Here is a 26,024-nt window from a genome sequence, read left to right as displayed (position 1 = left end):
GCATGCGCAAGGGACTGTTTATCGGCATCAACGATTACTCGAATATTTCCGGATTGAGCGGCTGTTGCAACGACGCCATGGCCATGGCGTCGGTGCTCAAGACCAACGCCAATGGCGACCCCAATTTCAAGAATGTCGTGCTGACGTCTGCCGAAGATTATCTGAGCCGCGAAAAACTCGAGGATCAGATCCGCGAGCTGTTTTCCGGCGACTGCAATGTGGCCCTGCTGTATTTCGCCGGACACGGTGGCTTTGACGTCGACACTGACGAAGGCATGTTGATCCCGCAGGATTACCGCAACGCCAAAGACGGCATTCGTATCAGCGACATTCTCAACTGGGCGACCAAAGCCACGCGCATCAAAAACAAAGTGATCATCCTCGACTGCTGCCAGAGCGGCTCGGCCGGCGAAGTGCGCGCCTTGCGCAGCGAAAACAGTGCCATCGGCGAAGGCCTGACCATTTTGACTGCCTGCAAGAAAGAGCAGCCGGCCATGGAGGGCGCCCAGCACGGCGTCTTTACCGGTCTGCTGCTGCAAGCGTTGCACGGCGGTGCGGCGAACATCCTTGGCAAGATCACCCCCGGCAGCCTGTATTCCTTCGTCGACAATGCGCTCGACGCCTGGGAGCAGCGCCCGGTATTCAAAACTAATGTTTCGCAGTTCATTTCCCTGCGCGAGGTCTCGCCGCTGATTCCCAAGGAAATCCTGCGCAAATTGCCGGACTGGTTTGCCGAAGCCGAGTCGGTGTTCGCACTGGACCCCAGCTATGAACCCACCGAAACGACGTTCGTGGCCGAGCATGGCGAGATCTTCGCCCAGTTGCAGAAATGCAACCGCCACAGCCTGATCGAGCCGGTCGACGCCGAACACATGTACTACGCCGCCCTCCACTCCACCGGTTGCCGCCTGACGGCCCTCGGTGCGTATTACCGTGAACTCGCCATCAAAGGACATTTCTGATGCCCGTATTCATCAGCTACCGCCACATGGACCGCGCCCACGCGATCGCTATCAATACCCGTCTGACCCAGGCGAAGATCAAGACTTACCTCGACGTGCTCGACCCGGAATCGCAGACTACCGATGACATCACCGGGGTAATCACGCGCAACATCACCGAGTGCACGCATTTGCTGGCGGTGGTTTCAGAGAAGACGGCGCTGTCGTGGTGGGTGCCGTTCGAGATTGGCGAAGCGACCATCAGCAACCGACGGATTTGCTCGTTCAAGACCGGCCCGGCGGAGTTGCCGCTGTATCTGGATAAATGGCCGAAGTTGAGCACCAACAGCGATCTGGATTTTTTCATCGACGCCTATCGCGATGAAGTCATGAGCAAACGCTCGATGGCGCTGGATTCGATCAATGAATCGATCAAGGGCAGCTACAAGCGCAATGCCGAGTTCTTTCATGAACAGCTGAAGAACCGGATTCGGCGCGGGTTCTAGACCATTGTCATGCCTGAAGAGCCCCTCACCCTAGCCCACTCCCGGAGGGAGAGGGGACTGACCGCGCCGCGCTCAAGGGGTACGCCGACCTGAGATATCACGGTCGAACTCTGGTTCTGAGATACCGGAGATCGGCTCTCTCTCCCTCGGGAGAGGGCTGGGGTGAGGGGCTGCGATCTTCGCGGCACAGTAATCCTCAAGCCGAAACAATCAGGCAAAAAAAACCGACATCACTGTCGGTTTTTTTAACAATCACTGCTTCGGCGCTGGCACCGCCCCACCCGGCTCAGCCGGCTTCGGCGCGGCATCATCAAACAGATTCAACCGCTCACGCAGTTCATGCGCGGGCACCGGTTGCTGATCCGCCGGCAACGCGTTCGGATCAGCAGGCGCCGCCGGTGCAGCGCCGTTCTGACTCTGATCCGCCGGCTTGGCAGCATCGGCACCTTGCGCACCCTCGATGGCCGCCTGGGCCTTCTTGGTCAGCACGACGATATCGATACGGCGGTTGACCGGGTTGAACGGGTTCTCGCGGTCGAACAGCGCCGACGAGGCATAACCGACCACCCGCGCCACTTGCGCATCCGGGTAGCTGCCAGCGACCAAGGCACGCCGGGCGGCGTTGGCGCGGTTGGCCGACAGCTCCCAGTTGCCGTAGTCGCCGCTGCCGATGTAAGGCTTGGCGTCGGTGTGACCGCTGATGCTGATCTTGTTCGGCACCGCTTTGATGGTGTCGGCCATCGCCAGCAGGATGTCTTCGAAGTACGGCTTCAGGCGTGCGGAGCCTGAGTCGAACATCGGCCGGTTCTCGGCGTCCATGATCTGGATGCGCAAGCCGTTCGGCGTGATTTCGAAGAGAATCTGGTCCTTGAATTTCTGCAGCTGCGGGTTCTCGTCAACCTTGTTCTGCAATTCTTGCAACAACAGCTCCAGACGCTCCTTCTCGACCTGCTCGGCCATGCCTTCAACCTGCTCGGTGTCGACCGTGACCTTGTCGGGTTGCGGCTGCGACTTCACTTCCGGGTTGAGGGTATTTTCCGGCGCCAGGGTCGGCGTGCCGCCCAGATCGATGATGTACGGCGTACCGCTCTCGGAGAAGCCGACCGGGTCCTTGAAGTAACCGGCGATGGCGATTTTCTGTTCCGGCGTCGCCGTGGATAGCAGCCACAACACCAGAAAGAACGCCATCATCGCCGTGGCGAAGTCGGCGAAGGCGATTTTCCACGCCCCGCCGTGGTGCCCGCCGGCAATGCGCTTGACGCGCTTGACTATGATCGGCTGATTATTTTCCATTTCTTAACGACCGCGAACGGCTTGTTCCAGCTCGGCAAAGCTTGGACGGTGGGCCGGATACAGAACCTTGCGACCGAACTCGACCGCCAGCGACGGCGGCATGCCGGAAGCGGAGGCCACCAGCGAGGCCTTGATGGCTTCGTAGACGTTGAGTTCTTCCTTGGCATCGTGAGCCAGCGAGTGCGCCAGCGGGCCGAAGAAACCGTACGCCGCGAGAATACCGAAGAACGTACCGACGAGCGCCGCACCCACGTGCAGACCGATCGACGCCTGGTCGCCCTCGCCCAGCGAGGCCATGGTCACCACGATACCGAGTACCGCCGCGACGATACCGAAACCGGGCATGCCATCGGCGATGCCGTTGACCGCATGCGATGGGTGCTCGAGGTCTTCTTTCAGACTGTAGAGTTCCATGTCGAAAAGGCCTTCGAGCTCGTGCGGAGCCATGTTGCCGGAGGACATGATGCGCAGGTAATCGCAGACGAACGCCGTCATGCGCTCATCCTTGAGCACCGCCGGGTACTTGGCGAAGATCGGGCTCGCGGCGGCATCTTCGATGTCGCCTTCGATCGCCATCATGCCTTCGCGGCGGCTCTTGTTGAGGATCTCGTAGATCAGCCCGAGCACTTCCAGATAGAAAGTGTGAGTGAAGCGCGAACCGAACATGCTCAGGGATTTCTTGAGCACGTGCATCGTCATATAACCAGGGTTGGCCTGGAGGAATGCGCCGAGGGCCGCACCGCCGATGATCATCACCTCGAAGGGCTGGATCAGGGCGGCAATCTTGCCGTGGGAGAGCACGTATCCGCCGAGCACGCTCGCGAATACGACGATGATGCCGATAATTTTAGCCATAGGTAGAAGGTACTTGTTTAAGTCGGGTTCAAGGTCATATTCGGAAGTTAAAAAATCTCTTCTTCTACTTATCGGCAAAACTGCGCCAGACTATAGCCAGTTCAGGCGAAAAGCCAATTTAGCCCATGCCGGGCGCGTCTACAGTCAGTGAAGATCCCGTCCAGACATGGCTAATGAAACGAACGTCCCACACGCAAAACCGACCACCCTCGACGGCTGGGTCAAGCTGCTCGACAGCGTCCGGCTGCCCGTCCCGCAAGCGGCGCACGACAAAGTCTGCCGGGCGATCCGCGACAATCGCAGCTCGTTGCGTGACATCGCCGATCTGATGCAGGACAGCCCGGCGCTGGCCTTGAGCATCCTGCGTGAGGCCAATCGTCACACCCACGGCACCATGGCCACGCCGGCGGAAAATCTCGAGGTCGCCATCAACCGCCTCGGCCTTGCTCGTACCGAAGAACTGCTCGAACGCCTGCCCGCCGAACCACAGATGCAGATTCCCAAGGCCCTGCGCCAGTTGCAGCTGATCAGTCAGCACGCGACGCAACAGGCCAACGGTTTTTTTGCCAGTCGCCTGGCGCGGCTGTGGCAGGACATCCATTGGGGCAGCCTGCTGTTTCTGTCGCCGCTGTGGCCGCTGGCCCTGACCTTCCCGCAACTGCTTGAGGAGTGGGAGCTGCGGGTGATTCATAAACGCGAACCGGCACACCTCGTCGAAAAGCAATTGTTTGGCGTACGCCTGCTGAAAATTGCCGATGCGCTGGTCGAGGCCTGGCGTCTGCCGATCTGGGTCCAGCAAGGCTATAAATTGCTGCTCAACGAACAGCGTGAACTGGTGCAAGTGTTGCGTATCGCCCGCGACAGCGAACATCCGTTACGCCAGCAAAACCGCCTCGACGATGACCCGACCCTGCGCCGCTGGCTCAATCAGCCGGCCAATACCGTGCTGCTGGCCAATGGGCTGGCGCTGTCGGCGCATCAGGCCTGGGACAGTCCGCACAGCGAACGCTGGCAGTACCTGACCAGCCTTTATCTGCAGATGTCCATGGACGAGGTGCAACAGCAGTTGCACCAGCAAGCGGCGAACAGCGCGCGCCAACACGCCATGCCGGATGTGTGGCACCCGGCAGTTGCGCTGCTGTGGCCGTGGGGCACGCGACGCTTGCCGGCGGGGATGTTGCCCGCAGCGGCACCCTCCTCCGATGACCTCAGCGTATGGCGTCGACAGTGCGCCGAACTGCTCGCCGAACCCAGCCGCTTCACCAACGCCATGAGCCTGACCGTCGCCGCGCGCGATGCGCTGGTGGCCAGCGGCATGCGCCGGGTGATGATTCTGATGGCCGACCGCACGCACTCGACGCTGCGAGTGCAGCAGACTGCCGGCCTGCCGAAGGAGGCCGGCGCGCTGAGTTTCGTCGTCAGTCAAAGCAAAGTGCTGCAACGCCTGCTGACGCAACAGGCGCAGGTGCGGATCACCCCGGAAAACAATGCGCAGTTTTCCGCGCTGTTGCCAGCGAGCCTGCGTACGCTGTTCCGTGGCGAACATCTATTCCTGCGCTCACTGGTCAACAATGGCCGAGTGATCATGATCGTCGTCGCCGACCAGGGCGGCGGGCCATTCGCCGACATCACCGTGCAAGCCTTCGCCAAGACGGCGCAGTGCATCGAAAAAGCCCTGCACAGCTTTAGCAGCCGTGGCCGATGAGGCTGCGCTACAATCCTCCCCTTTGTGCCCTGGAGACCTCGCATGTCTGACTTCTCTGGCTTGCCGCTCGTCATCGAGCCGAGCGACCTGCTCCCGCGGCTCGAGTCCCCGGAGCTGATCCTGGTGGACCTGACCAGCCCTGCGCGCTACACCGAGGGTCACCTGCCCGGCGCACGTTTTGTCGACCCGAAACGCACCCAGCTCGGCCAGCCGCCAGCGCCGGGCCTGCTGCCGGCGAAAGCCGACCTGGAAGCATTGTTCGGTGAGCTCGGCCATCGCCCGGATGCGGTGTACGTGGTGTATGACGACGAGGGCGGCGGCTGGGCCGGGCGCTTCATCTGGTTGCTCGATGTCATCGGCCATGACAAATACCACTATATAGACGGTGGCCTGCCGGCATGGCTGGCCGACGGTCTGCCGATGTCGATTCAGGTACCGCCAGCCGTCGGTGGCCCGGTGGCGCTGACCCTGCATGAAGGGCCGACGGCCACTCGCGAATACCTGCAAAGCCGCCTCGGCACCGCCGATCTGGCGATCTGGGATGCGCGCGGCCCGCTGGAGTATTCCGGTGAAAAAGTCCTCGCGGCCAAGGGCGGACACATTCCCGGTGCGGTCAATTTCGAATGGACTGCCGGCATGGACAAGGCGCGCCAGTTGCGCATCCGCACCGACATGCCGCAGATCCTCGAACAGCTCGGCATCAGCAAAGACAAAGAAATCATTACCCACTGCCAGACCCATCACCGGTCGGGCTTCACGTATCTGGTGGCCAAGTCCCTCGGTTATCCGCGGGTCAAGGGCTACGCCGGTTCCTGGGGCGAATGGGGCAACCACCCCGACACGCCTGTCGAGATTCAAGCTTCCAAGGAAAATCAATGAAAGAGCGTCTGTTTATCCTCAGCCAGTACCTGCTGCCGCATCACCTGCTGTCGCGCCTGGCCGGCTGCATTGCCGAGTGCCGCGTGCGTTGGTTCAAGAATGCGTTTACCCAATGGTTCGCCAAGCGTTATCAGGTGGACATGTCGCAAGCGCTGGTCGAAGACCTGACCGCATACGAGCACTTCAACGCCTTCTTCACCCGCGCCCTGAAAGACGGCGCGCGTCCGCTGGACCCAACCCCGGGCGCAGTTCTCAGCCCGGCCGACGGTGCGGTCAGCCAGCTCGGCCCGATCGAGCACGGTCGCGTGTTCCAGGCCAAGGGCCACAGTTTCAGCGTGCTGGAGCTGCTCGGCGGTGACGCGGCCAACGCAGCGCCGTTCATGGGCGGCGACTTCGCCACCATTTACCTGTCGCCGAAGGATTACCACCGCGTGCACATGCCGCTGGCCGGTACTCTGCGTGAAATGGTCTACATCCCGGGGCGGATCTTCTCGGTCAACCAGACCACCGCCGAAAACGTGCCGGAACTGTTCGCCCGCAACGAGCGTGTAGCGTGCATCTTCGACACCGAGCGTGGGCCGATGGCGGTGGTATTGGTCGGCGCAATGATCGTTGCTTCGATCGAAACCGTCTGGGCCGGCCTGGTCACGCCGCCGAAGCGCGAACTGAAAACCTTCCGCTACGACGAAGCCGCGCGTGCGCCTGTTTATCTGGAAAAAGGCGCGGAACTTGGGCGCTTCAAGCTCGGTTCGACCGCCATTGTGCTGTTTGGCCCGGATCAAGTGAAATGGGCCGAAGAGCTGGTGGCCGGTTCGCCAGTGCAAATGGGCCAGGGTCTGGCACTGCCAAAAGCCTGATTCGAGCGCAGCGGGTGCAGCATTGCGCTGCTCCCGCCCCCCGCCATTTGCTGCTATGGTTTTTGGCATGAGCCAGACCAATTCCCCACTTCGGCTGCGTGCCCCGACTCCAAGTCAGCCGCGCCTGTCATTTTGCGAAGCGAACCCGCGCGACCTCAAGCGCTGGATCGCCAGCCTGCCCAAAGCCAACATCGGCGAAACCGCGCGCCAGTTGTATCAGGGCCTTGGCGAACTCAACCAACTGCTCACACCCAGCGACAACCGCCTCGCCTTGCTCGAATTGCTGCGGCCCGAGGTGTATTTCGTCTGTCAGCATCTGGAGCGGCACTTTCTGCATCAAGCGATCATGCTCGACGAGCGGTCACGCAAGATCAGCAATCTGTGCCAGGCCCTGCAAGGCCATCTGGCGATCGGCTATATACAGATCGTCCTGCGCATTGCGCCGAAGTACCGCAAGGAGCGCGCAGCCCTGGTCAGCACCGCCCTGCAACGGGCCGCGCATGCCTTGAAAGGCCAACTGCTGCGCGCCACCCAGCTGTACAGCGCGCCGCCGGAACAGCTGTGGTTCGAGCTGCATCAGCTCTATCGCAACGCGGTTGAACTGCAATTGCAACACCGCCGCGTGCGCGACGATTTGGCCAGCCTCACGCCTGAACTGAGCCTGGAGCAGACCTACATCGCCGCGCTGCTGCTGGGCAGCGCCCGGTGCAATCAGTTGCGACAGAATCAGATTGCACGGCTGGGCGAAGCATTAGAGCCGTGGAGTGCCCTGCTCAAGTTGCAGCCCGCCGGGCTGGACACCGGTCTGTTTGCGATCAGCGCCGAACTGGATGTCGGCCCGCGTTACCGCAGCATGTTTCGCAGCGAGCAGCGCAGCAGCCTGCTCAGCTTCGATCCGCAACCACTGGTGAGCGCCATCGAGGCGCAGCTGAATCAGCCAACGGCCGCGGCGCTGCCGATCCCTGCAGGGCTCAGCCTCGATACTCTGCAACATTTGCACGCCACCTGGGGCCAGACCGCCGAGCGCAGTTTTCAACGCACCGCCGGCCAGGGCAATCTGACCGTATGCGTAGGCATGAGCGCGCTGCACTTCTATCTCGGTGGCGGACGCACCTTCAGCGAACTGCTCAAGCACCCCGGAGCGCGTCCGGCGAATTTCAGCCAGGTGGTCGCCAAAGGCGAAAAGGACAGCTGGAGCCAGGCCTTCGATGCGGCGCCGCAGAGCAATGATGAATATCTGCCCTACGAAGAGATCCAGTACGACCAGTTGATCGAAGATGAGGGCAGCGAAGCCACAGCGGATTATCCGACCTACGCTTTGCCGGTGATCAATCACAGCCCCGGTGGTTATTGCCTGGCATGGCCGAATGAAGTCCCTGCCCAATTGCAGGCCGGGGAAATGCTCGGCATTCGCGACAGTGCGAGCCAAAGCTGGAGCATTGCGGTGATTCGCTGGATCCGCCAGGTGCGCGGTAGCGGCACGCAGATGGGCATCGAACTGGTCGCACCGCATGCCCAGCCTTGTGGGCTGCAACTGGTGCGTTCACAGGATGACCACAGCCAGTATCTACGCGGTTTGCTATTGCCGGAGATCAGCGCAATCGACTTGCCGGCCACGCTGTTGACGCCGCGCCTGCCGTTCCAGGAAGGTCAGAAAGTGCTGATCAATACCCACGGCGAAGAGCATCGCGCCGGGCTGGATCGGCGCGTGGCCAGTACGCACAGCTTCAACCAGTTCGCCTATCGCTCGTTGGAAGCCGCGCAGAATGGTAGTAGCGAAGAGGATTTTGACTCGTTGTGGAAATCACTTTGAATGCTCGCCGCCAGATCGGCGGCGATGCAATCGCTAGCAGGGCTAGCTCCCACAGGGTTGTGAGCATCATTGGTTCTCATGCACCCACAGGAATTGTGGGACTGTCAAAGATCCAATGTGGGAGCTTGCCTGCAAGCGATGGCGCCCATTCAGGCAATGAAAAACTCAGACCTGCCCGTCACGATCACGAAAGCCCAGCAGATACAGCACGCCATCCAGACCAAGCGTCGAGATCGCCTGCTTCGCCGACTGTTTGACCAGCGGCTTGGCACGGAACGCCACGCCCAAACCCGCAATCGCCAGCATCGGCAGGTCATTCGCGCCGTCACCCACGGCGATCGTCTGCTCCAGGCGCAAACCTTCCTTGTGCGCCAGTTCCTTGAGCAGGTCAGCCTTGCGCTGGGCATCGACAATCGGTTCGATTGCCACGCCGGTGCACTTGCCGTCGACCACTTCCAGTTCGTTGGCGAACACGTAGTCGATGCCGAGTTTGGCCTGCAGTTGCTTGGCGAAGTAGGTAAAGCCGCCGGACAGAATGGCGGTTTTGTAGCCCAGCCGCTTGAGTTCGGCGAACAGCGTTTCCGCGCCTTCGGTCAGGCGCAACGAAGCGCCGATCGAATCGAGCACGCTGACGTCCAGACCTTTGAGCAAGGCCAGACGCTCCTTGAAGCTGGCGCGAAAATCCAGTTCCCCGGCCATGGCGCGTTCGGTGATTTCCGAGACGCGATCGCCAACACCGGCAGCCTTGGCCAACTCGTCGATTACCTCGGCTTCGATCAGCGTCGAGTCCATGTCGAACACGGCCAGACGCCGGTTGCGGCGGAACAGCGAATCTTCCTGGAAAGCGATGTCGACGTTCAATTCCTGAGCAACGCTGAGGAATTCCGCACGCAGCGCTTGCGGGTCGGCGGCCTCACCGCGCACGGAAAACTCGATGCAGCCCTTGCCCTGATCGGCCGGAGTGTCCAGCGCCATCCGCCCCGACAAACGGTCGATGTGGTCGATATTCAAACCGTATCTGGCAGTGATCGAACTGACCGCCTGCAATTGTTCGGCGGTGACCTTGCGGGTCAACAGCGTGACGATGTGGCGTTTTTTGCCCTGATTGCCCACCCATTGCTGGTAATCCGCTTCGGACACCGGGGTGAAGCGCACCTGCTGGTCGAGCTCGTAGCCTTTGAACAGGATGTCCTTGAGCACGGCTTTGCCTTGTTCGGAATCGGGGATTTCAACCAGGATGCCGAACGACAGGGTGTCGTGGATCACCGCCTGACCGATGTCGAGAATGTTCACGCCACCCTGGGCCAGAACACCGGTAATGGCCGCCGTCAGACCCGGTCGGTCGACTCCCGTGATGTTAATCAGGACGATTTCGCGCAACGCGCACCCCCGCAACTGGAAAAAAACCGCATTCTACGCACTTTCAGTGACCATCGGGCACCGCCAGCGCTTTGCCGGTCTGGGGCCTGTCGCTATACTGCGCGTCAACTTCACGGACAAAGAGCCGAGCTCAGTGAACCGGCCCACGCCTGTTAAAACCGATAACTTCTTCCTGCTGATCTTCCGTGCACTGCGCCACCGCCGTGTACCGATTGCATTGCGCATTGCCAGCCATAACGTGATCCTGGTCGCTCTGGCCCTGGTGATCTATGCCGCAGTGATGGGCCTGCAATTCAAGCAGGCCATGCACCAGCAGGCCGATGCGCTGGGCGAAAGCCTGACCACGCAGACCGCGACTTCGGCCACTGAGCTGTTGGTGTCCAACGACATCCTCAGCCTCAATGTGCTGCTGAACAACCTGACAAAAAACAAACTGGTGGCCCACGCGGCGATCTACAGCGTGGATAACCGTATCCTCGCCGAATCCGGTCAACGCCCCAAGCACAGCCTGCTGGGTGAAGCCGAAGGTCTGTACGAGAGCAAAATCACCTTCCAGGACGTGACTGCCGGGCAGCTGCGCATCAGCCTGGACATGGATCAGTTCCAGCAGCCGATGACCATCAGCCTGCAAAGCATGGGCATTCTCAGCGGGATTCTGCTGGCGCTGTCGCTGGCCCTGAGCTTGCGCATGGGCCGGCACCTGTCGACTCCCTTGCTGCAGTTGCGCGTATGGCTGCGGCGGATCGACGAACACACGCCGGGGATCGATCGTCAGGATGAAATCGGCGATCTGGCGCGGCAACTCCACGCCAGCTACGCCCCGGAGCCCGCGCCGGAACCGGAGCCGGTGTTCGAAGACGAAGAAGACGAGCCGGAATTCGAGGTGCGCAATCTGCGCGACCCAAGCTTCGACGAAACGCGCCCGATGGCCGCACAGAAGCCTGCACCGCGCCATCTGGTCAGCACCGTCGAGGACGATGACGATGACGATGCGTTTGCCGATCTGCGCGACGAATCGCTCGATGCCCCGGCGCAACCGCTTGTGCGCAAGCCCACGCCGAGCGTGCCGCAGCACACCGCCGTACTGGCCGTGCAGCTCGGTTCGCAAGAGCAACTGCGGCGTTTGCCGCGTGCGCGTCTTGAAGAGTTGCAGGAACGCTACCGTGATTGCCTCGAGCAGGCCGCTTCGCTGTATCAGGGCGAGATTGAGACGCTGAACGATGGCAGCACACTGATGCTGTTTCACACCGAAGATTGCGGCGACGACTACCTGACCAACGCGATCTGCTGCGGCGAACTGCTGCGCGCGCTCGGTCATCAGTTGCAGATCGAGGTCGCGGACAGTGGTATCACCCTGCAATTGCAATTGGGCCTGACGCTGGGCGACGAGTTGTTCGGCCTGAGCCAGATCGACCTGCTGCTGACCGATTCGGCGCAGGATGCCCTGGCGCTGTCGCAGCACAGCCGCAACCTGCTACTGGTCGAGCGCAAGATCAGTGACGATGCGCTGATCCGTCAGCGTGCACGGATCCGCCCGATCGCCAGCCCTGAGGGTGCTTGCTGCGTCGAACGGTTGATGGAACCGTATCCGTCGATGCTCGAGCGGCAACTGGCGCGGATGCATGAGCGCCGGGCTTAAGCTTCCGGATTGAAATACGAAAGCCCGCAGATGAGGGATTGTCTGCGGGCTTTTTTGTGGGTGACGGAAAAGCCCCTCACCCTAGCCCTCTCCCGGAGGGAGAGGGGACTGAATGGGGGATATTGCAGAGCTGCACCGACTTGAACGCCCAGCTGTGAATCCATAATCGCCAGGATATTCAAGATCGATGTATGACGCCTGCTTTGAAACCATAATCGCCTGGACCTTTCAGGTCGACGTATGACGCCAGACACCTCGGTCAGTCCCCTCTCCCTCCGGGAGAGGGCTAGGGTGAGGGTAGCTTTTGATTTCTACGGAATCCAGACACAACAAAGCCCGCACAAGGCGGGCTCTGTTCTGACTCGATCCAGGCTTAGAAGCGAAACACTTCCATATCCGTACGAATCGGCGATGCCATCGGAATCTTCGGCTGCTTTTCAGCTTCGGCCGCTGGTGCCGCCGGTTTGGCGTCCCGCTTGCGCGGCGCTTCGGCCACCGGAGGCTGATTGGCCAACGGCTTGAGCGCCACCGACAACTGCTCGGCCAGACGCTGCAGCAGGATGCCCTGGGCCTGCACCTGCGACGCGGTGCTGCCGGCATGCAGCTCCTGCAGATGAACGATGCGGTTATCGCGCACCTGACCGCGACGGTCTATCAAACGCCACTGCGCATCGAGAATCGCCGGTTGCTTGGCACCGGAATCCAGTCGCGTGATGGTCAGCAAGACTTGCACATCCGGATTGAAACCGGTCGTCGCCGGCGCCAGCACCACACGCTGGCTGTCCAGATGACCGGCAACCTGACGCATCAGCAACTGATCGATATCCGACGAAAGGCTGCCGGCCCAGCGACCGTCCGTCGCTGCCTGCAGGCTGCCGTCGGGCTGGCGCTGCAGCAAAGTCTCTCGCTGCAGGTAGTCCGCTACGACTACCGGCCCCAGTAAAACCGCCATGCCCGCGCTTTGCGCAGGCTGAGCCGGACTTCCGCTGTCCAGCTGATACAGCGACACCGGCTGGTGTACGCTGCAACCCGCCAGGCCAAGAACGCCGGCAAGCAACAAAAAAAGAGGAAGGCGCAGAGCAGTCATCATCCCGTCCAGGTGGCCGCCACAAGGCTGACCACAGTGAAAATACTCAATAAATATGAAGAACGCTCGGCCACGCCGGCGCTTGAAAGGCCATATCATCCGTGAATATGCGTTCCGACTCCAGCGCCAAAGTGTCGATCTACGCGTTAAATCGTAGATCGAGCTCTCTAGGACGCCTGATTGAAGTTTTCGACGAGCAGCGCATCGACCCTCTGAAAGCCCCTCGGCAGTTTATTTCCGCGACGCCCACGCTCACCTTTGTAGTGTTCGAGGTCATCGGCCTTCAGTGACAGGGTACGCTTGCCGGCCTGCAACACCAGGGTGGCGCCTTCCGGAAGGACGGCGATGTCCGTCACGTATTCCTCGCGGCTGGCGACACGTTCACCGGAGATACCGATGATCTTGTTGCCCTTGCCCTTACCCAATTGTGGCAGATCGCTGATTTTGAAGATCAGCAGGCGACCTTCGGTCGTGACCGAAGCCAGCCAGTTCTGTTCACGGTCGGCGACGGGACGCGGGGCGATGACCTTGGCGTTGTTCGGCAGGCTCAACAAAGCCTTGCCGGCCTTGTTCTTGGCTTGCAGGTCTTCGCCCTTGACCACGAAGCCGTAGCCGGCGTCGGAGGCGATCACGTACAGCGCATCGTCTTCAGGCATCAGCACACATTCGAACGAGGCACCCGGCGGCGGCGTCAGACGACCGGTCAACGGTTCGCCCTGACCACGGGCCGACGGCAAGGTGTGCGCGGCGACCGAATAGCTGCGGCCGGTCGAGTCGATAAACACCGCAAACTGGTTGGAACGCCCCGCTGCCGAAGTCTTGAAGCCGTCACCGGCCTTGTACGACAGGCCAGTGGCGTCGATGTCGTGGCCCTTGGCCGAACGCACCCAGCCTTTTTCCGACAGCACCACGGTGACTTTCTCGTTCGGCAGCAGATCGTGCTCGGTCAGCGCCTTGGCTTCGGCGCGCTCGACGATAGGTGAACGACGGTCGTCGCCGTAGGTTTCAGCGTCCTTGAGCAGTTCGGTACGCACCAGCTTCTTCAGCTTGGCTTCGCTGCCCAGCAGCGCTTGCAGCTTGGCTTGTTCCTTGAGCAGTTCGTCCTGCTCGTCGCGCAGCTTCATCTCTTCCAGTCGCGCCAACTGGCGCAGACGGGTATCGAGAATGTAGTCCGCCTGGATTTCGCTGAGGGCGAAGCGCTCGATCAATTTGGCCTTGGGGTGCTCCTCGGTACGGATGATGTGGATCACTTCATCCAGGTTGAGGTAGGCAATCAGCAAACCGTCCAACAGGTGCAGGCGGCGCTCGACCTTGTCGAGGCGGAATTGCAGGCGGCGACGCACGGTCAGCACGCGGAATTCCAGCCACTCGACCAGCAACGCGCGCAGGTTCTTCAACTGCGGCTTGCCGTCCAGACCGATGATGTTGACGTTGACCCGGTAGGTCGACTCCAGCTCGGTGCTGGCGAACAGGTGCTGCATCAGCGCGTCGTGATCGACGCGGCTGTTGACCGGGATGATCACGATGCGGCACGGGTTTTCGTGGTCGGACTCGTCACGCAAGTCAGCGATCTGCGGCGCTTTCGACGGTTTCGCCTGCATCAGCGCGGCGATCTGCTCCAGCACTTTCGCACCGGAGACCTGATGCGGCAGCGCGGTGACGATAATGTCGCCGTCCTCGACGTGGTACACGGCGCGCATGCGCACCGAGCCCTTGCCGGTTTCGTACATCTTCAGCAGGTCGGCACGCGGCGTGATGATTTCCGCTTCGGTCGGATAATCCGGGCCCTGAATATGCTCGCAGAGCTGTTCGACCGTGGCTTTCGGTTCGTCGAGCAGGCGCACGCAGGCGGTGGCGACTTCGCGCAGGTTGTGCGGCGGTACGTCGGTGGCCATGCCCACGGCGATACCGGTGGTGCCGTTGAGCAGAATGTTCGGCAGGCGCGCCGGCAGCACCAGCGGTTCCTGCAGGGTGCCGTCGAAGTTCGGGCCCCAGTCGGCAGTGCCCTGGCCCAGTTCGCTGAGCAGCACTTCGGAATAGCGCGACAGCCGCGCTTCGGTGTAACGCATGGCGGCGAAGGACTTCGGATCGTCCGGCGCGCCCCAGTTACCCTGGCCGTCGACCAGCGTGTAGCGATAGCTGAACGGCTGGGCCATCAGCACCATCGCTTCGTAGCACGCCGAGTCGCCGTGCGGGTGAAACTTGCCGAGCACGTCACCGACGGTACGCGCCGACTTCTTGTGCTTGGAATCGGCATCCAGCCCCAGCTCGCTCATGGCGTAGACGATACGCCGCTGCACCGGTTTCAGGCCGTCGCCGATATGCGGCAGCGCGCGGTCCATGATCACGTACATGGAGTAGTTGAGGTAGGCATTTTCGGTGAAGTCAGCCAGCGACCGGCGTTCTACGCCGTCTAAGCTGTCTGCAAGGATGTCGCTCATGCGGGCCTCATCGGTTCGTTGTCTGGCGCAGCAGCATGGTGCCACCGCGCTGAGTAAATTCAAGTCTGTTCAGGGCGCTCATGCCGAGCAGCACCTGATCGCCATGCAGCCCCGGCGCCACCAGTGCGCGAACGTCGCGCAAAACGATGTCGCCCAGTTGCAGGCGGGCAATTTTGGTTCGGTAGCCTTGGCTGAGGCCGTTGGCCGTGCTCAGGGTCACACCGAAACCTTCTTCCAGCTTCAAACGCTTGGCCAGATCCGCCGGGATCGACACATCGGTCGCACCGGTGTCGAGCATGAACTCCACCGGTTCGCCGTTGATCTGGCCGCTGGCGACGAAATGCCCTTGAGCATTGCTCGCCAGTTTCACTTCGATAAACCCTTCGCCCTGCTCCGACGTGATGACGATGTTCGGATTCTGCTGGCGCTGTTCCCACTGGCCGAAAAAACGCGTGGCCAGAAACAGCGCCGCGCACCAGGCGAGCACCATCAGCACCCGCCCGGCGCGTTTGCCCGGTGGCTGCTGGCTCATGGCCGGGCACCCCAGCCGCCATCAGGCGCGGCGAAACGCCAGACGATCGGGCGGACCTCACCGTCGGCACGCGGTCCGAAATTATTGTCGACGCCTATCCAGGCCCCATCGGCGTCGATGATCAACGCTTCTTCCAGCCCGTAGTTCTGTGAATAACGGCGATTGGCCTGCAAGAGTTCGGCGGCGTACGACCAGCACTGTTCGACCTTGGCGGTCTGCGCATCGCGACGACATATCTGGAACGCGTTGCGCTCAAGGGTAAACAGCTTGCCGTTGAACAACGCGATGTCGGAAAAGTCGCGATTCACCGCTCTGGCGTGGGGAAACTGCGGCGGCTGCATCTCTTTGCCGCCCTCGCTGAGCAGCACGCAGCGACCCTCGCAATCCCACACCGTCTGCTGACGCTTGATCAGCAGCAAACCGCGGCTTTGTCGTTCGGCGGCCAGCCACATCTGATCGCCTGCCGGGTTGATCGCCAGACCTTCGAAAATCGCATTGAAGTGCAGCAACATCCCGCTGGCCCGCGCTTCACGCACCATCAACGGTGAAATCTTCAGCCAGTTGGCGGGGCCACTGAGGGGCACCTGCAAAACCGCCGCATGGCCTTCGCTGACCAGATAGCGATTGCCCGCGCTGTCGCAACTGATGCCTTCGAAATCCAGATCGCCACCGCGCACGAACGACGCCGCCCAGTTGCGCGAGCGCAATCCCCATGGCAAACCGGTATCCGGCACCAGCGGCACGTCGATGCGCTTGGCTTCGGCCTGCCAGACCTGAGCGCCGGTATCGAGTCGATAGATCTGATCGTCATCGCGATCCGACACCGCCCACAGTGCGCCGCCGCACATCGCCAGCCCCGACAGATTGCCGCCGCGCATGCCCTCAACGGCATGCTCGGAGAGCACGCGCAGCTCCTGCAACGGCTCGGCCGACACGCTCATCGCACTCAGCAGCAACGCACACGCCAGGGCCCAGCCACAACGCATCAGGCCAGAACCTCGGCGAGGTTGCCTTTGGATTCGAGCCAGGATTTACGGTCACCGGCGCGTTTTTTCGCCAGCAGCATGTCCATCATTTCCGAGGTTTTGGCGAAATCTTCGCCGAGCGTCAACTGCACCAGGCGCCGGGTGTTCGGGTCCATGGTGGTTTCGCGCAGTTGCGGCGGGTTCATTTCACCCAGACCCTTGAATCGGGTGACCTGCGGCTTGCCGCGCTTCTTCTCGGCGACCAGACGATCAAGAATGCCGTCGCGCTCGGCCTCGTCGAGGGCGTAATAGATTTCCTTGCCCAGGTCGATGCGGTACAGCGGCGGCATCGCTACGTAGACGTGACCGGCATCGACCAGCGGGCGGAAGTGCTGGACGAACAACGCGCAAAGCAGCGTGGCGATGTGCAGGCCGTCGGAGTCGGCGTCGGCGAGGATGCAGATCTTGCCGTAGCGCAGCTGGCTCATGTCCGCCGCGCCCGGATCGACGCCGATGGCCACGGCGATGTTGTGCACTTCCTGACTGGCGAGCACTTCGCTGCCGTCGACTTCCCAGGTGTTGAGGATCTTGCCGCGCAACGGCAGGATCGCCTGGAATTCCTTGTCCCGCGCTTGTTTGGCCGAACCGCCGGCGGAATCACCTTCGACCAGAAACAGCTCGGAACGCATCGGGTCCTGCCCGGCGCAGTCGGCCAGTTTGCCGGGCAGCGCCGGGCCTTGGGTGACGCGCTTGCGCTCGACTTTCTTGCTCGCCTTGAGGCGACGGCCGGCGTTATTGATCGCCAGTTCAGCCAGGGCCAGACCGGTTTCCGGGTTGGCGTTGAGCCACAGGCTGAACGCGTCCTTGACCACGCCGGAGACGAACGCCGCGGCTTCACGCGACGACAAACGCTCTTTGGTCTGGCCGGAGAATTGCGGTTCCTGCATTTTCATCGACAGGACAAAAGCGATGCGCTCCCAGACGTCTTCCGGCGCCAGCTTCACGCCTCGCGGCAGGAGGCTGCGGAATTCGCAGAATTCGCGCATGGCATCGAGCAGGCCCTGACGCAAACCGTTGACGTGGGTGCCGCCCTGCGCCGTCGGGATCAGGTTGACGTAGCTTTCCTGCACCGCGTCGCCTCCTTCCGGGAGCCACAACAGCGCCCAGTCGACCGCTTCCTTATTACCGGCGAACGCGCCGCAGAACGGCTCGTTGGGCAGACGTTCGAATTCGCTGACCGCATCGACCAGATACGAGCGAAGGCCGTCTTCGTAATGCCATTCGACTTTTTCGCCGGTGCCTTTGTCCTCGAAGCTGACCAGCAGCCCCGGGCACAGCACAGCCTTGGCCTTGAGTACATGCTTGAGGCGGCTGATGGAGAATTTCGGTGAATCGAAGTATTTCGGGTCCGGCGCGAAGTACACGCTGGTGCCGGTGTTGCGCTTGCCGACGGTGCCGACGATTTCCAGTTCGGAGGCCTTGAAGCCGTCCTTGAAGGTCATCTGGTATTCATTGCCGTCGCGTTTGACGCGCACGCGCACTTCGGTCGACAGCGCGTTGACCACGGAAATACCCACCCCGTGCAGACCGCCGGAGAACTGGTAATTCTTGTTGGAAAACTTGCCGCCTGCGTGCAGCTTGGTGAGGATCAGTTCGACGCCTGACACGCCCTCTTCCGGGTGGATGTCGACCGGCATGCCGCGGCCGTCGTCGCTGACTTCCAGCGAGTGGTCGGCGTGCAGGATGACCTGCACCGATCTGGCGTGGCCGGCCAGGGCTTCGTCGACGCTGTTGTCGATGACTTCCTGGGCGAGGTGGTTCGGCCGACTGGTGTCGGTGTACATGCCGGGGCGTTTGCGCACCGGGTCGAGGCCCGAGAGGACTTCGATGGCGTCGGCGTTATAAGAGCTAGCGCTGGGAGTGGCCATAGGGTCTCGTCGTCAGTCATTCATTGAATAGGGGCAAGACTTCACAGTGCGGTGAAATCGATTGCCTGATACATATCGGCGCCAATGCCGGCAAAACTCAGCAATGCCGGCAATTGCCCGGCAAAGCCCTGGAAACTGTGATCGCCGCCGGCCTGGATGCGCAGGGCACAGGCGCGGTAATACTGCTGGGCGAGGCGATAATCCAGCGTCTCGTCGCCGGTTTGCAACCAGACCTGATAGCGCTGCGCATCCTGCGGTGCTGGCACTTCCAGTTCCGCCAGCGCCGCGACATGGTCGTGGGTCAGATCCCAGGTTTCATCGGTATACAGGTTTTTCTGCGGGCCCAGATAGCCGTCGAACATCCGGTGCGGGCTGACCGCCGGGTTGACCAGCAGGGCTTTCAGGCCATGGCGCTCGGCCAGGTGAGTCGCATAGTAGCCGCCGAGCGAACTTCCCACCAGCAGCGGCCGACCCAGTTCGGCAATCGCTTGCTGCAACTGACCGATGGCTTCGCGCGGATGATGATGCAGGGCCGGCACCCGCAGTTGCTCGCTCAAACCCAGCCGCTCCATCACCGTTACCAGCTGACAGGCCTTCTTCGAGGCCGGCGCACTGTTGAAACCGTGGATATAGAGGATCGAACCGGACATTTGAGCTCCCTGACTGTCGGCGAAAGATAGCGGAGTTTACAGGGAGAAGCGCCGGGATTGGGGGTGGGCTCGATAATTTGGTGTGACCGCAAGAGCCGCCCTCACCCTAGCCCTCTCCCGGAGGGAGAGGGGACTGAATGGGGGATATTCGAGAGCTACACCGACCTGAACGCTTTGCTGTGAATCCATAATCGCCACCGCTGTTTCAGGTCGATGCATAGCCAAAGACACCGCGGTCGGCCCCCTCTCCCTCTGGGAGAGGGCTGGGGTGAGGGTTTTTGATTGTCAATTCAGTAGCCGTTGGAGCCGTAGTCGACTGTGAACTTGAAGTCGGTAACTCTTTCGACCCCGGTTTCCAGCCGCCCATCCGGCCACAGCCGCAACCAGCGATACCCCGGCGCCTGCTCACCGACCTTGAAATCCACACTGCCCGGCTCGAACTGGATGCAGGTCGAGGGCGAGGCCAGCAAGCGCACGCCATTGCGCTCGCGGTCGATTTCCTGATGCACATGCCCCCACAACACCGCCCGCACCTGCGGAAAGCGATCCAGCACTTCGAAAAACGCCTCGGGATTACGCAAACCGATCGGTTCCATCCACGCGCAGCCAATCGACACCGGATGATGGTGGAAACACACCAGATGATGGCGCTCCGGCGCTTCGCTCAGCGAGCGGGCCAGCAGTTGCAATTGATCGTCCTGCAGATAGCCCGGCACCGATCCCGGCACGGCTGAGTCGAGCAGCGTCACCCGCCAGTTGCCGATATCGACCACCGGCTCCAGCAGCGTACTCTGCACCGCTGCCTGCGCCATGATCACCGGTTCATCGTGGTTGCCGGGGATCCAGCGCGCTGGCGCGTCGATCTGCGCACTCATCTGGCGAAACTGTTGGTACGACTCCAGCGTGCCGTCCTGGGAAATATCGCCGGTGGCCAGCAGCAGATCGATCTGCGGCTGCTGCCCCAGCACCAGATCGATGACCTGTTGCAGGCTCTCGCGGGTTTTCATGCCCAGCAGCGCACCGTCCGCTTCAGCGAACAGATGGCTGTCGGACAACTGCACCAGCAGCGCCGGATCGGCGGTGGTCAACGTGGATACGCTCGGCAAAGGCGTTCTCCCAAGGCAAAAGCACGGAATCGGTCAGGTGCCGCAATTATGCTGGGGGTCAGGCAAAGAGGAAACCGGCGAACCGGACGCAGTTCACAACTAGCGTACGACTTCGTACTCATGCCCCAACGCCAGGCAATGGCTCAGCCACTCCCCCAAAAACAGATTGAGCTGAGCCTTTTCATCCGGCTGGTACATCGAAGCATTCGGGTAAGGATAGATGCCGCGAAAGCGTCGTGCATGTTCGGCACTGACCACTTCGGCCATGCGTGCATCGTGATAGACCTGCACTTCCAGTTGCGGCACCGGCAACCAGGGCAGGCTGTGTTCCTGACGCACCTGCAACGTCGTGGTGTACGGGCAGGTCTGCAGCACTTCGAGGGCGAGCACGCCGAGCATCTGCTCGCCCTGGGTCACGGCGATGCGCCGTGCTTCGGGCTCGCTGCGCATGTCCGGCAGCAAGCGCATCAGGCGCGCGTAGTTGGCCTCGCAGGCGGCTTGCAGGCCCACGAGGTCGACTCGATAACGATCGCGCAACTTGTTTACAACCATAACCCCCTCACTTCGGCGCGGTTCAGCGCCAGCCACTGCAAGGCGATGATGCTCGCCGCATTGGCAATGCGTCCGTCACGGACGGCCTGCAAGGCATCTTCAAAAGCCCAGACCGTGACGCGGATATCTTCTGCCTCTTCTTCCAGGCCATGCAGACCGCCCACACCCTCGGTGCTGCAACGCCCCAGATACAAATGCACGAATTCGTTGCTGCCACCCGGCGAGGGGAAATACCTGGTCATCGGCCACAGCGCCTTGATGTCCAGCCCAGCTTCCTCCTGCGCTTCGCGGTGAGCAACTTCTTCCGGTTGTTCATCCTTGTCGATCAGACCGGCAACCAGTTCGACCAGCCACGGATTGTCGGCCTTGCCCATGGCCCCGACGCGAAACTGCTCGATCAGCACCACTTCGTCGCGCTGCGGATCGTAGGGCAGCACGCACACGGCGTCGTGGCGAACAAAAATTTCCCGGTTGATCTCGCGGCTCATGCCACCGGCGAACAGCTCATGGCGCAGGTGCACACGATCGAGCTTGTAGAAGCCCTCGTAGCATTTTTCGCGCCGCACGATATCGACGGCGGTCGGAATGGCATTGGCAAAATCGGTCATGAGCATCCTCTCTACTACAAGTCCATGACGAGGTTGCGCCGGGTGACCGGGCGACCTCGACTTCGCGCCATCCTAACGCGCCCGCACCGTTTGATGCAGCCCCTTTACCGTCAGCGGGATGGACGGTGACGGCGAAACCCACTCTAATTAGCTTAGTGGCGAACTGACTGCTTCGTTGAGAGTCGAAGCGGTAACTTTTTTGCCTTCCCCTGCTTTCGAAAGGACGCCCATGTCGCTTTTCAAAATTGCCTCTGTGGCCGCAATCGCCCTGACTCTGGGCGCCTGTGCCAGCCTGTTCCAGCCCAACTACCGTACGCCGCTGGAAACCAAACGCGATGCCTCGGAACAGCTCAAACCCGGCTGCGCCAACCCTGAATGCCCACTGGTGAACATCGATACGTTGCGGTTCCCGGACGAGCCGGCACTGGACGGCATCATCGAAAAACGCCTGCTGCAGATGACCCGCACCGAGAAGAACGCCCCGGTCGCGCCGACACTGGCGGCTTATCGCGATCAGTTTCTGGCCAGCGCCGGCCCGCGCTACAGCAGCTACCTGCAAGCGAAAGTACGCGAGCAGCATGACGGCTTGGTGATCATCGAGCTGTCGAGCTACCTCGACACCGGCGGTGCCCATGGCACACCGGGTCGCGGTTTCATCAACTATTCGCGCCAGCAGCACAAGGTGCTGAATCTGTCCGACATGCTGCTGCCAGGCCAGGAAGAAGCCTTCTGGAAAGCCGCGCAGGTCGCGCACAACAGCTGGCTGATCAGCACCAAGCTCGATCAGGAGCCGGAATTCGTGGCGAACTGGCCGTTCGTGAAAACGCCGAACGTGGCGCTGACCTACGGCGGCGTGATCCTCAAGTACGACGTGACCACCATTGCGCCTTACGCGCTGGGCCACGTCGAACTGAAGATTCCTTATCCGCGTCTGAACGGCATTCTCAAGCCTGAGCTGTTTCCTGGCCGTAACTGAAGGCCCGGCCCAGCACCAGTTGCAACAGCCCTGCCAGCACCAGCGCCGGCAGGGTTGCGCCGACATCCGGATACAGATTCGCCAGCAAGTGGTAAGTGCTCACGCCACCCAGCCACGCCAGCAACGCCGGCCAGCGCAATGCGGCTGAAGCCACCTGGGCACTGCGCTTGCGCAGAATGAAGTGATCCACCAGCACCACGCCGAACAGCGGCGCAAACACCGAGCCGATCAGCAAGAGAAAATTCTGGTACTGCGCCAACGGCGCCAGCAGTGCGATCAGCGTGCAGATCACGCCGATGGCCAGCGCCAGATGCTCGACTTTCAGGCGTAACAAAATCCCGCTCGATACCGCGGCCGAATGAATGTCGGCAAAAGCGTTCTCCGACTCGTCCAGCAGAATCAGCAGCAGCGGAATGCCCAGCCCCGCACCGGCCAGTGCCAGCAGCAGCGCGTTGACTTCACCGCTCGGCGCGAAGGCCAGAGTGTAGGCAACGCCGAGGCTCATCAGCCAGAAGTTGCCGATGAAGAAACCCACAGCGGTGCCGCCGAAGACGTTCTTCGCGCGCTTGCCGAAACGCGAGTAATCGGCAATCAGCGGCAGCCACGACAGCGGCATCGCGATAGCAATGTCGAAGCCCACGGCAAATGGCATCGAACCGTCGCCGGCGCGCGCCCACAATGCAGCCAGATCGGCTTTGGCGAAGAGGTTCCAGGTCAGCCAAAGGCAGGCCGCGAGCAACAGCCAGATGCCCCACTTGCGCAGGATCTGCCGCACAAACGTCAGCGGTCCACTCACTGCCAGCAAGGTCGCCAGCGCACCGAAAAACAGCGTCCACAGGATCGGATTCGTCCACAGCGAACCTTCGCTGAACGCACGGGTGCCGAGCAGGCTGGCAGCGTCGCGCATGACGATGATTTCGAACGAGCCCCAACCGATCAGTTGCAGCAGATTGAGCAGCGCCGGCAGGCTCGCACCTTTGCTGCCGAGGCTGAGCTTCAGCGCAGCCATCGACGACAAGCCAGTGTCGCTGCCGATTACGCCAACGGCGGCCAGCAACAGCACACCGACCAGCGTGCCGAGGAAGATCGCCAGCAGCGAGCCGGACAGGCCCAGACCCGGAGCGAGCAAGGCACCGGTCTGCAAGACCATCAGGCCGATGCCGAGGGAAAACCACAGGGAAAACAGATCGCGACCACCGAAGACACGCTTGTCAGCGGGTACGGCGAGGTCGGGGGAATAGGTGCCGGGTTGAATGCTCAAGGGGGTTGATCTCACAGTAGTGATAGCTACAAGTTGCAAGCCACAAGCTGCAAGAAAAAGCAGGTTTCGCAACTGCTTTTATCTTGCAGCTTGCAGCTTGCCGCTTACACTTTTTTATAAAGCTGACTGCCTTCCTGCTTGAAGCGCTCGGCCTGTTCCGCCAGGCCTTTGGCAACGTCCACGTCGACTGCGTCGATGCGCTGGTTGGCGGCGTATTCGCGGACTTCCTGGGTGATCTTCATCGAGCAGAATTTCGGCCCGCACATCGAGCAGAAATGCGCGACCTTGGCCGAGTCCTTCGGCAGGGTTTCATCGTGGTACGAACGAGCGGTGTCCGGGTCCAGACCAAGGTTGAACTGGTCTTCCCAACGGAATTCGAAACGTGCCTTGCTCAAGGCGTTGTCGCGAATCTGCGCGCCCGGATGCCCTTTGGCCAAATCCGCGGCATGCGCAGCGATCTTGTAGGTGATAATCCCGGTTTTCACGTCATCCTTGTTCGGCAAGCCCAGGTGTTCCTTCGGCGTCACGTAGCAGAGCATCGCGCAGCCGAACCAGCCGATCATCGCTGCACCGATGCCGGAAGTGATGTGGTCGTAACCCGGGGCAATGTCGGTGGTCAGCGGGCCGAGGGTATAAAACGGCGCCTCGTCGCAGCACTCGAGCTGCTTGTCCATGTTCTCTTTGATCAACTGCATCGGCACGTGACCCGGGCCTTCGATCATTGTTTGCACATCGTGCTTCCAGGCGATCTTGGTCAGCTCGCCGAGGGTTTCCAGTTCGCCGAATTGCGCGGCGTCGTTGGCATCGGCGATCGAGCCCGGACGCAAGCCATCGCCCAGCGAGAAGCTGACATCGTAGGCTTTCATGATTTCGCAGATTTCTTCGAAATGCGTGTAGGCGAAGTTCTCCTTGTGGTGCGCCAGGCACCACTTGGCCATGATCGAACCGCCACGGGAAACGATGCCGGTCACGCGTTTGGCGGTCAGCGGCACATAGCGCAGCAACACACCGGCGTGGATGGTGAAGTAGTCGACGCCCTGCTCGGCCTGCTCGATCAGCGTGTCGCGAAACAGCTCCCACGTCAGGTCTTCGGCCGCGCCGCCGACTTTTTCCAGGGCCTGATAGATAGGCACCGTACCGATCGGCACTGGCGAGTTACGGATGATCCATTCGCGGGTTTCGTGAATGTGCTTGCCGGTGGACAAGTCCATGATGTTGTCCGCGCCCCAGCGAATGCCCCACGTCAGTTTCGCCACTTCTTCTTCGATGGACGAACCCAGAGCGCTGTTGCCGATGTTGCCGTTGATCTTCACAAGGAAGTTACGGCCGATGATCATCGGTTCCAGTTCGGTGTGGTTGATGTTGGCCGGGATGATTGCGCGGCCCCGGGCGATCTCGTCACGCACGAATTCAGGGGTGATGATTTTCGGTACGCTGGCGCCGAAGCTGTGGCCCGGGTGTTGCTGATCCAGCAATCCGGCGGCGCGGGCTACTTCCAGCTTCATGTTTTCACGGATGGCGACGAACTCCATCTCGGGCGTGATGATGCCCTGACGCGCGTAGTGCATCTGCGTGACATTGCCACCAGCCTTCGCACGGCGCGGATTGTTGACGTGAGCGAAGCGCAGTTTGGTCAGTTCTGGATCGGCGAGGCGCTCACGGCCGAAGTTCGAACTCAGGCCCGGCAGACGCTCGGTGTCGCCACGGTCGTCGATCCACGCCGAACGCACATCGCCCAAGCCTTTGCGCACATCGATGACCACGTTCGGATCGGTGTACGGACCGGAGGTGTCGTAGACGGTGACCGGCGCGTTGATTTCGCCGCCGAAGTCGGTCGGCGTCACGTCGAGGCTGATTTCGCGCATCGGCACGCGGATATCCGCGCGCGAGCCCTGAACGTAGACTTTTTGCGAACGGGTGAACGGCTTGATCGATTGCTCATCGACCTTGGCCGAGTCACTGAGGTTGATCGCGTTTTTTTCTTTTGTCGTCATCACGGGCTCTCCAGACAGCATCCAGCAGTGGATTGTCGGAGCAGAACCTGAGAGGC

Annotated in this window: 22 protein-coding genes; 8 read left to right on the top strand and 14 right to left on the bottom strand. The window is 61.4% G+C overall.

Annotation, left to right across the window (positions count from 1 at the left end):
* The first annotated feature begins 2 nt into the window (after positions 1–2).
* Positions 3–962: a caspase family protein gene (locus BLU52_RS01020; RefSeq protein WP_090280730.1), complete on the top strand. Its 960-nt coding sequence runs from the start codon at positions 3–5 to the stop codon at positions 960–962.
* On the top strand, positions 962–1,447 hold the full coding sequence (locus tag BLU52_RS01015) for a toll/interleukin-1 receptor domain-containing protein (protein ID WP_090280727.1): 486 nt from the start codon (positions 962–964) through the stop codon (positions 1,445–1,447). The genes BLU52_RS01020 and BLU52_RS01015 overlap by 1 nt, the downstream gene beginning before the upstream one ends.
* A gap of 252 nt (positions 1,448–1,699) precedes the next feature.
* Here the strand turns inward: BLU52_RS01015 and motB are convergent, their stop codons facing one another.
* Positions 1,700–2,740 carry a flagellar motor protein MotB gene (gene motB / locus BLU52_RS01010; RefSeq protein WP_090280724.1) on the bottom strand — a complete coding sequence of 347 codons (1,041 nt, stop codon included), beginning with the start codon at positions 2,738–2,740 and terminating at the stop codon, positions 1,700–1,702.
* 3 nt (positions 2,741–2,743) lie between these two features.
* Positions 2,744–3,595, bottom strand: a complete 852-nt coding sequence (gene motA / locus BLU52_RS01005) for a flagellar motor stator protein MotA (RefSeq protein WP_024011357.1) — start codon at positions 3,593–3,595, stop codon at positions 2,744–2,746.
* A gap of 166 nt (positions 3,596–3,761) precedes the next feature.
* On the opposite strand from motA, the gene BLU52_RS01000 reads away from it, so the two are divergent.
* The 4 genes from BLU52_RS01000 (at position 3,762) to BLU52_RS00985 (ending at position 8,849) form a co-directional block, all read left to right on the top strand.
* On the top strand, positions 3,762–5,300 hold the full coding sequence (locus tag BLU52_RS01000) for an HDOD domain-containing protein (protein ID WP_090280721.1): 1,539 nt from the start codon (positions 3,762–3,764) through the stop codon (positions 5,298–5,300).
* A gap of 42 nt (positions 5,301–5,342) precedes the next feature.
* A complete protein-coding gene (gene rhdA / locus BLU52_RS00995) occupies positions 5,343–6,179 on the top strand; it encodes a thiosulfate sulfurtransferase (RefSeq protein WP_090280719.1) in 837 nt (278 codons plus the stop codon).
* Entirely contained in the window at positions 6,176–7,036 is an 861-nt protein-coding gene (gene asd, locus BLU52_RS00990; RefSeq protein WP_090280716.1) for an archaetidylserine decarboxylase, read from the top strand. The genes rhdA and asd overlap by 4 nt, the downstream gene beginning before the upstream one ends.
* 67 nt (positions 7,037–7,103) lie before the next feature.
* Complete coding sequence (locus tag BLU52_RS00985; RefSeq protein ID WP_090280713.1) at positions 7,104–8,849, top strand: molecular chaperone; 1,746 nt, start codon at positions 7,104–7,106, stop codon at positions 8,847–8,849.
* Positions 8,850–9,014: 165 nt separating this feature from the next.
* Here the strand turns inward: BLU52_RS00985 and serB are convergent, their stop codons facing one another.
* On the bottom strand, positions 9,015–10,229 hold the full coding sequence (serB, locus tag BLU52_RS00980) for a phosphoserine phosphatase SerB (RefSeq protein ID WP_090280709.1): 1,215 nt from the start codon (positions 10,227–10,229) through the stop codon (positions 9,015–9,017).
* A 133-nt stretch (positions 10,230–10,362) separates the two neighbouring features.
* Here serB and BLU52_RS00975 point away from each other — a divergent pair, with 133 nt between their 5' ends.
* Entirely contained in the window at positions 10,363–11,868 is a 1,506-nt protein-coding gene (locus BLU52_RS00975) for an AhpA/YtjB family protein (protein WP_090288396.1), read from the top strand.
* Positions 11,869–12,241: 373 nt separating this feature from the next.
* On the opposite strand, the gene BLU52_RS00970 is transcribed toward BLU52_RS00975, so the two are convergent.
* From BLU52_RS00970 to BLU52_RS00930, 9 genes are all read right to left on the bottom strand, one after another.
* Positions 12,242–12,955: a PqiC family protein gene (locus BLU52_RS00970; protein WP_090280706.1), complete on the bottom strand. Its 714-nt coding sequence runs from the start codon at positions 12,953–12,955 to the stop codon at positions 12,242–12,244.
* Positions 12,956–13,122: 167 nt separating this feature from the next.
* A complete protein-coding gene (gene parC / locus BLU52_RS00965) occupies positions 13,123–15,396 on the bottom strand; it encodes a DNA topoisomerase IV subunit A (protein ID WP_090280703.1) in 2,274 nt (757 codons plus the stop codon).
* A 7-nt stretch (positions 15,397–15,403) separates the two neighbouring features.
* Complete coding sequence (locus tag BLU52_RS00960; RefSeq protein ID WP_090280700.1) at positions 15,404–15,928, bottom strand: retropepsin-like aspartic protease family protein; 525 nt, start codon at positions 15,926–15,928, stop codon at positions 15,404–15,406.
* Positions 15,925–16,914: an esterase-like activity of phytase family protein gene (locus BLU52_RS00955; protein WP_090280698.1), complete on the bottom strand. Its 990-nt coding sequence runs from the start codon at positions 16,912–16,914 to the stop codon at positions 15,925–15,927. Before BLU52_RS00955 ends, BLU52_RS00960 begins: the two co-directional genes overlap by 4 nt.
* The gene (gene parE / locus BLU52_RS00950; protein WP_090280696.1) at positions 16,914–18,821 is read right to left on the bottom strand and encodes a DNA topoisomerase IV subunit B; all 1,908 of its coding nucleotides are present in this window, start codon (positions 18,819–18,821) and stop codon (positions 16,914–16,916) included. The genes BLU52_RS00955 and parE overlap by 1 nt, the downstream gene beginning before the upstream one ends.
* 41 nt (positions 18,822–18,862) lie before the next feature.
* Entirely contained in the window at positions 18,863–19,471 is a 609-nt protein-coding gene (locus BLU52_RS00945) for a YqiA/YcfP family alpha/beta fold hydrolase (protein WP_090280693.1), read from the bottom strand.
* Positions 19,472–19,761: 290 nt separating this feature from the next.
* Positions 19,762–20,577 (bottom strand): 3',5'-cyclic-AMP phosphodiesterase, encoded by an 816-nt coding sequence (cpdA, locus tag BLU52_RS00940; RefSeq protein WP_090280690.1) that lies wholly within the window; start codon positions 20,575–20,577, stop codon positions 19,762–19,764.
* Positions 20,578–20,676: 99 nt separating this feature from the next.
* Positions 20,677–21,129: a DUF1249 domain-containing protein gene (locus BLU52_RS00935; protein WP_090280686.1), complete on the bottom strand. Its 453-nt coding sequence runs from the start codon at positions 21,127–21,129 to the stop codon at positions 20,677–20,679.
* On the bottom strand, positions 21,120–21,737 hold the full coding sequence (locus BLU52_RS00930; RefSeq protein ID WP_090280684.1) for an NUDIX domain-containing protein: 618 nt from the start codon (positions 21,735–21,737) through the stop codon (positions 21,120–21,122). Before BLU52_RS00930 ends, BLU52_RS00935 begins: the two co-directional genes overlap by 10 nt.
* 229 nt (positions 21,738–21,966) lie before the next feature.
* Between BLU52_RS00930 and BLU52_RS00925 the strand changes: the two genes are divergently transcribed.
* Positions 21,967–22,713 carry an RsiV family protein gene (locus BLU52_RS00925; protein ID WP_090280681.1) on the top strand — a complete coding sequence of 249 codons (747 nt, stop codon included), beginning with the start codon at positions 21,967–21,969 and terminating at the stop codon, positions 22,711–22,713.
* Here the strand turns inward: BLU52_RS00925 and cytX are convergent.
* Together cytX and thiC are read right to left on the bottom strand one after the other, a co-directional pair.
* On the bottom strand, positions 22,682–23,974 hold the full coding sequence (gene cytX, locus BLU52_RS00920; protein ID WP_090280678.1) for a putative hydroxymethylpyrimidine transporter CytX: 1,293 nt from the start codon (positions 23,972–23,974) through the stop codon (positions 22,682–22,684). The two genes, BLU52_RS00925 and cytX, sit on opposite strands and share 32 nt — an antisense overlap.
* A gap of 104 nt (positions 23,975–24,078) precedes the next feature.
* The gene (gene thiC, locus BLU52_RS00915) at positions 24,079–25,968 is read right to left on the bottom strand and encodes a phosphomethylpyrimidine synthase ThiC (protein ID WP_090280675.1); all 1,890 of its coding nucleotides are present in this window, start codon (positions 25,966–25,968) and stop codon (positions 24,079–24,081) included.
* Positions 25,969–26,024 lie beyond the last annotated feature (56 nt).

Source organism: Pseudomonas granadensis, assembly GCF_900105485.1.
Lineage (GTDB): Bacteria > Pseudomonadota > Gammaproteobacteria > Pseudomonadales > Pseudomonadaceae > Aquipseudomonas > Aquipseudomonas granadensis.
Note: the sequence above shows the minus strand (reverse complement) of the source record. Positions and strands in the feature narration are given on the sequence as shown.

Bases quoted from the DNA above. Each gene is read 5' to 3' on its own strand.
- BLU52_RS00960 (WP_090280700.1), bottom strand. From the start codon at position 15,928: ATGAGCCAGCAGCCACCGGGCAAACGCGCCGGGCGGGTGCTGATGGTG.
- BLU52_RS00955 (WP_090280698.1), bottom strand. From the start codon at position 16,914: ATGCGTTGTGGCTGGGCCCTGGCGTGTGCGTTGCTGCTGAGTGCGATG.
- BLU52_RS01020 (WP_090280730.1), top strand. From the start codon at position 3: ATGCGCAAGGGACTGTTTATCGGCATCAACGATTACTCGAATATTTCC.
- BLU52_RS00945 (WP_090280693.1), bottom strand. From the start codon at position 19,471: ATGTCCGGTTCGATCCTCTATATCCACGGTTTCAACAGTGCGCCGGCC.
- BLU52_RS01015 (WP_090280727.1), top strand. From the start codon at position 962: ATGCCCGTATTCATCAGCTACCGCCACATGGACCGCGCCCACGCGATC.
- parC (WP_090280703.1), bottom strand. From the start codon at position 15,396: ATGAGCGACATCCTTGCAGACAGCTTAGACGGCGTAGAACGCCGGTCG.
- rhdA (WP_090280719.1), top strand. From the start codon at position 5,343: ATGTCTGACTTCTCTGGCTTGCCGCTCGTCATCGAGCCGAGCGACCTG.
- BLU52_RS00985 (WP_090280713.1), top strand. From the start codon at position 7,104: ATGAGCCAGACCAATTCCCCACTTCGGCTGCGTGCCCCGACTCCAAGT.
- BLU52_RS01000 (WP_090280721.1), top strand. From the start codon at position 3,762: ATGGCTAATGAAACGAACGTCCCACACGCAAAACCGACCACCCTCGAC.
- BLU52_RS00925 (WP_090280681.1), top strand. From the start codon at position 21,967: ATGTCGCTTTTCAAAATTGCCTCTGTGGCCGCAATCGCCCTGACTCTG.
- thiC (WP_090280675.1), bottom strand. From the start codon at position 25,968: ATGACGACAAAAGAAAAAAACGCGATCAACCTCAGTGACTCGGCCAAG.
- BLU52_RS00930 (WP_090280684.1), bottom strand. From the start codon at position 21,737: ATGACCGATTTTGCCAATGCCATTCCGACCGCCGTCGATATCGTGCGG.
- asd (WP_090280716.1), top strand. From the start codon at position 6,176: ATGAAAGAGCGTCTGTTTATCCTCAGCCAGTACCTGCTGCCGCATCAC.
- BLU52_RS00935 (WP_090280686.1), bottom strand. From the start codon at position 21,129: ATGGTTGTAAACAAGTTGCGCGATCGTTATCGAGTCGACCTCGTGGGC.
- BLU52_RS00970 (WP_090280706.1), bottom strand. From the start codon at position 12,955: ATGACTGCTCTGCGCCTTCCTCTTTTTTTGTTGCTTGCCGGCGTTCTT.
- motB (WP_090280724.1), bottom strand. From the start codon at position 2,740: ATGGAAAATAATCAGCCGATCATAGTCAAGCGCGTCAAGCGCATTGCC.
- parE (WP_090280696.1), bottom strand. From the start codon at position 18,821: ATGGCCACTCCCAGCGCTAGCTCTTATAACGCCGACGCCATCGAAGTC.
- motA (WP_024011357.1), bottom strand. From the start codon at position 3,595: ATGGCTAAAATTATCGGCATCATCGTCGTATTCGCGAGCGTGCTCGGC.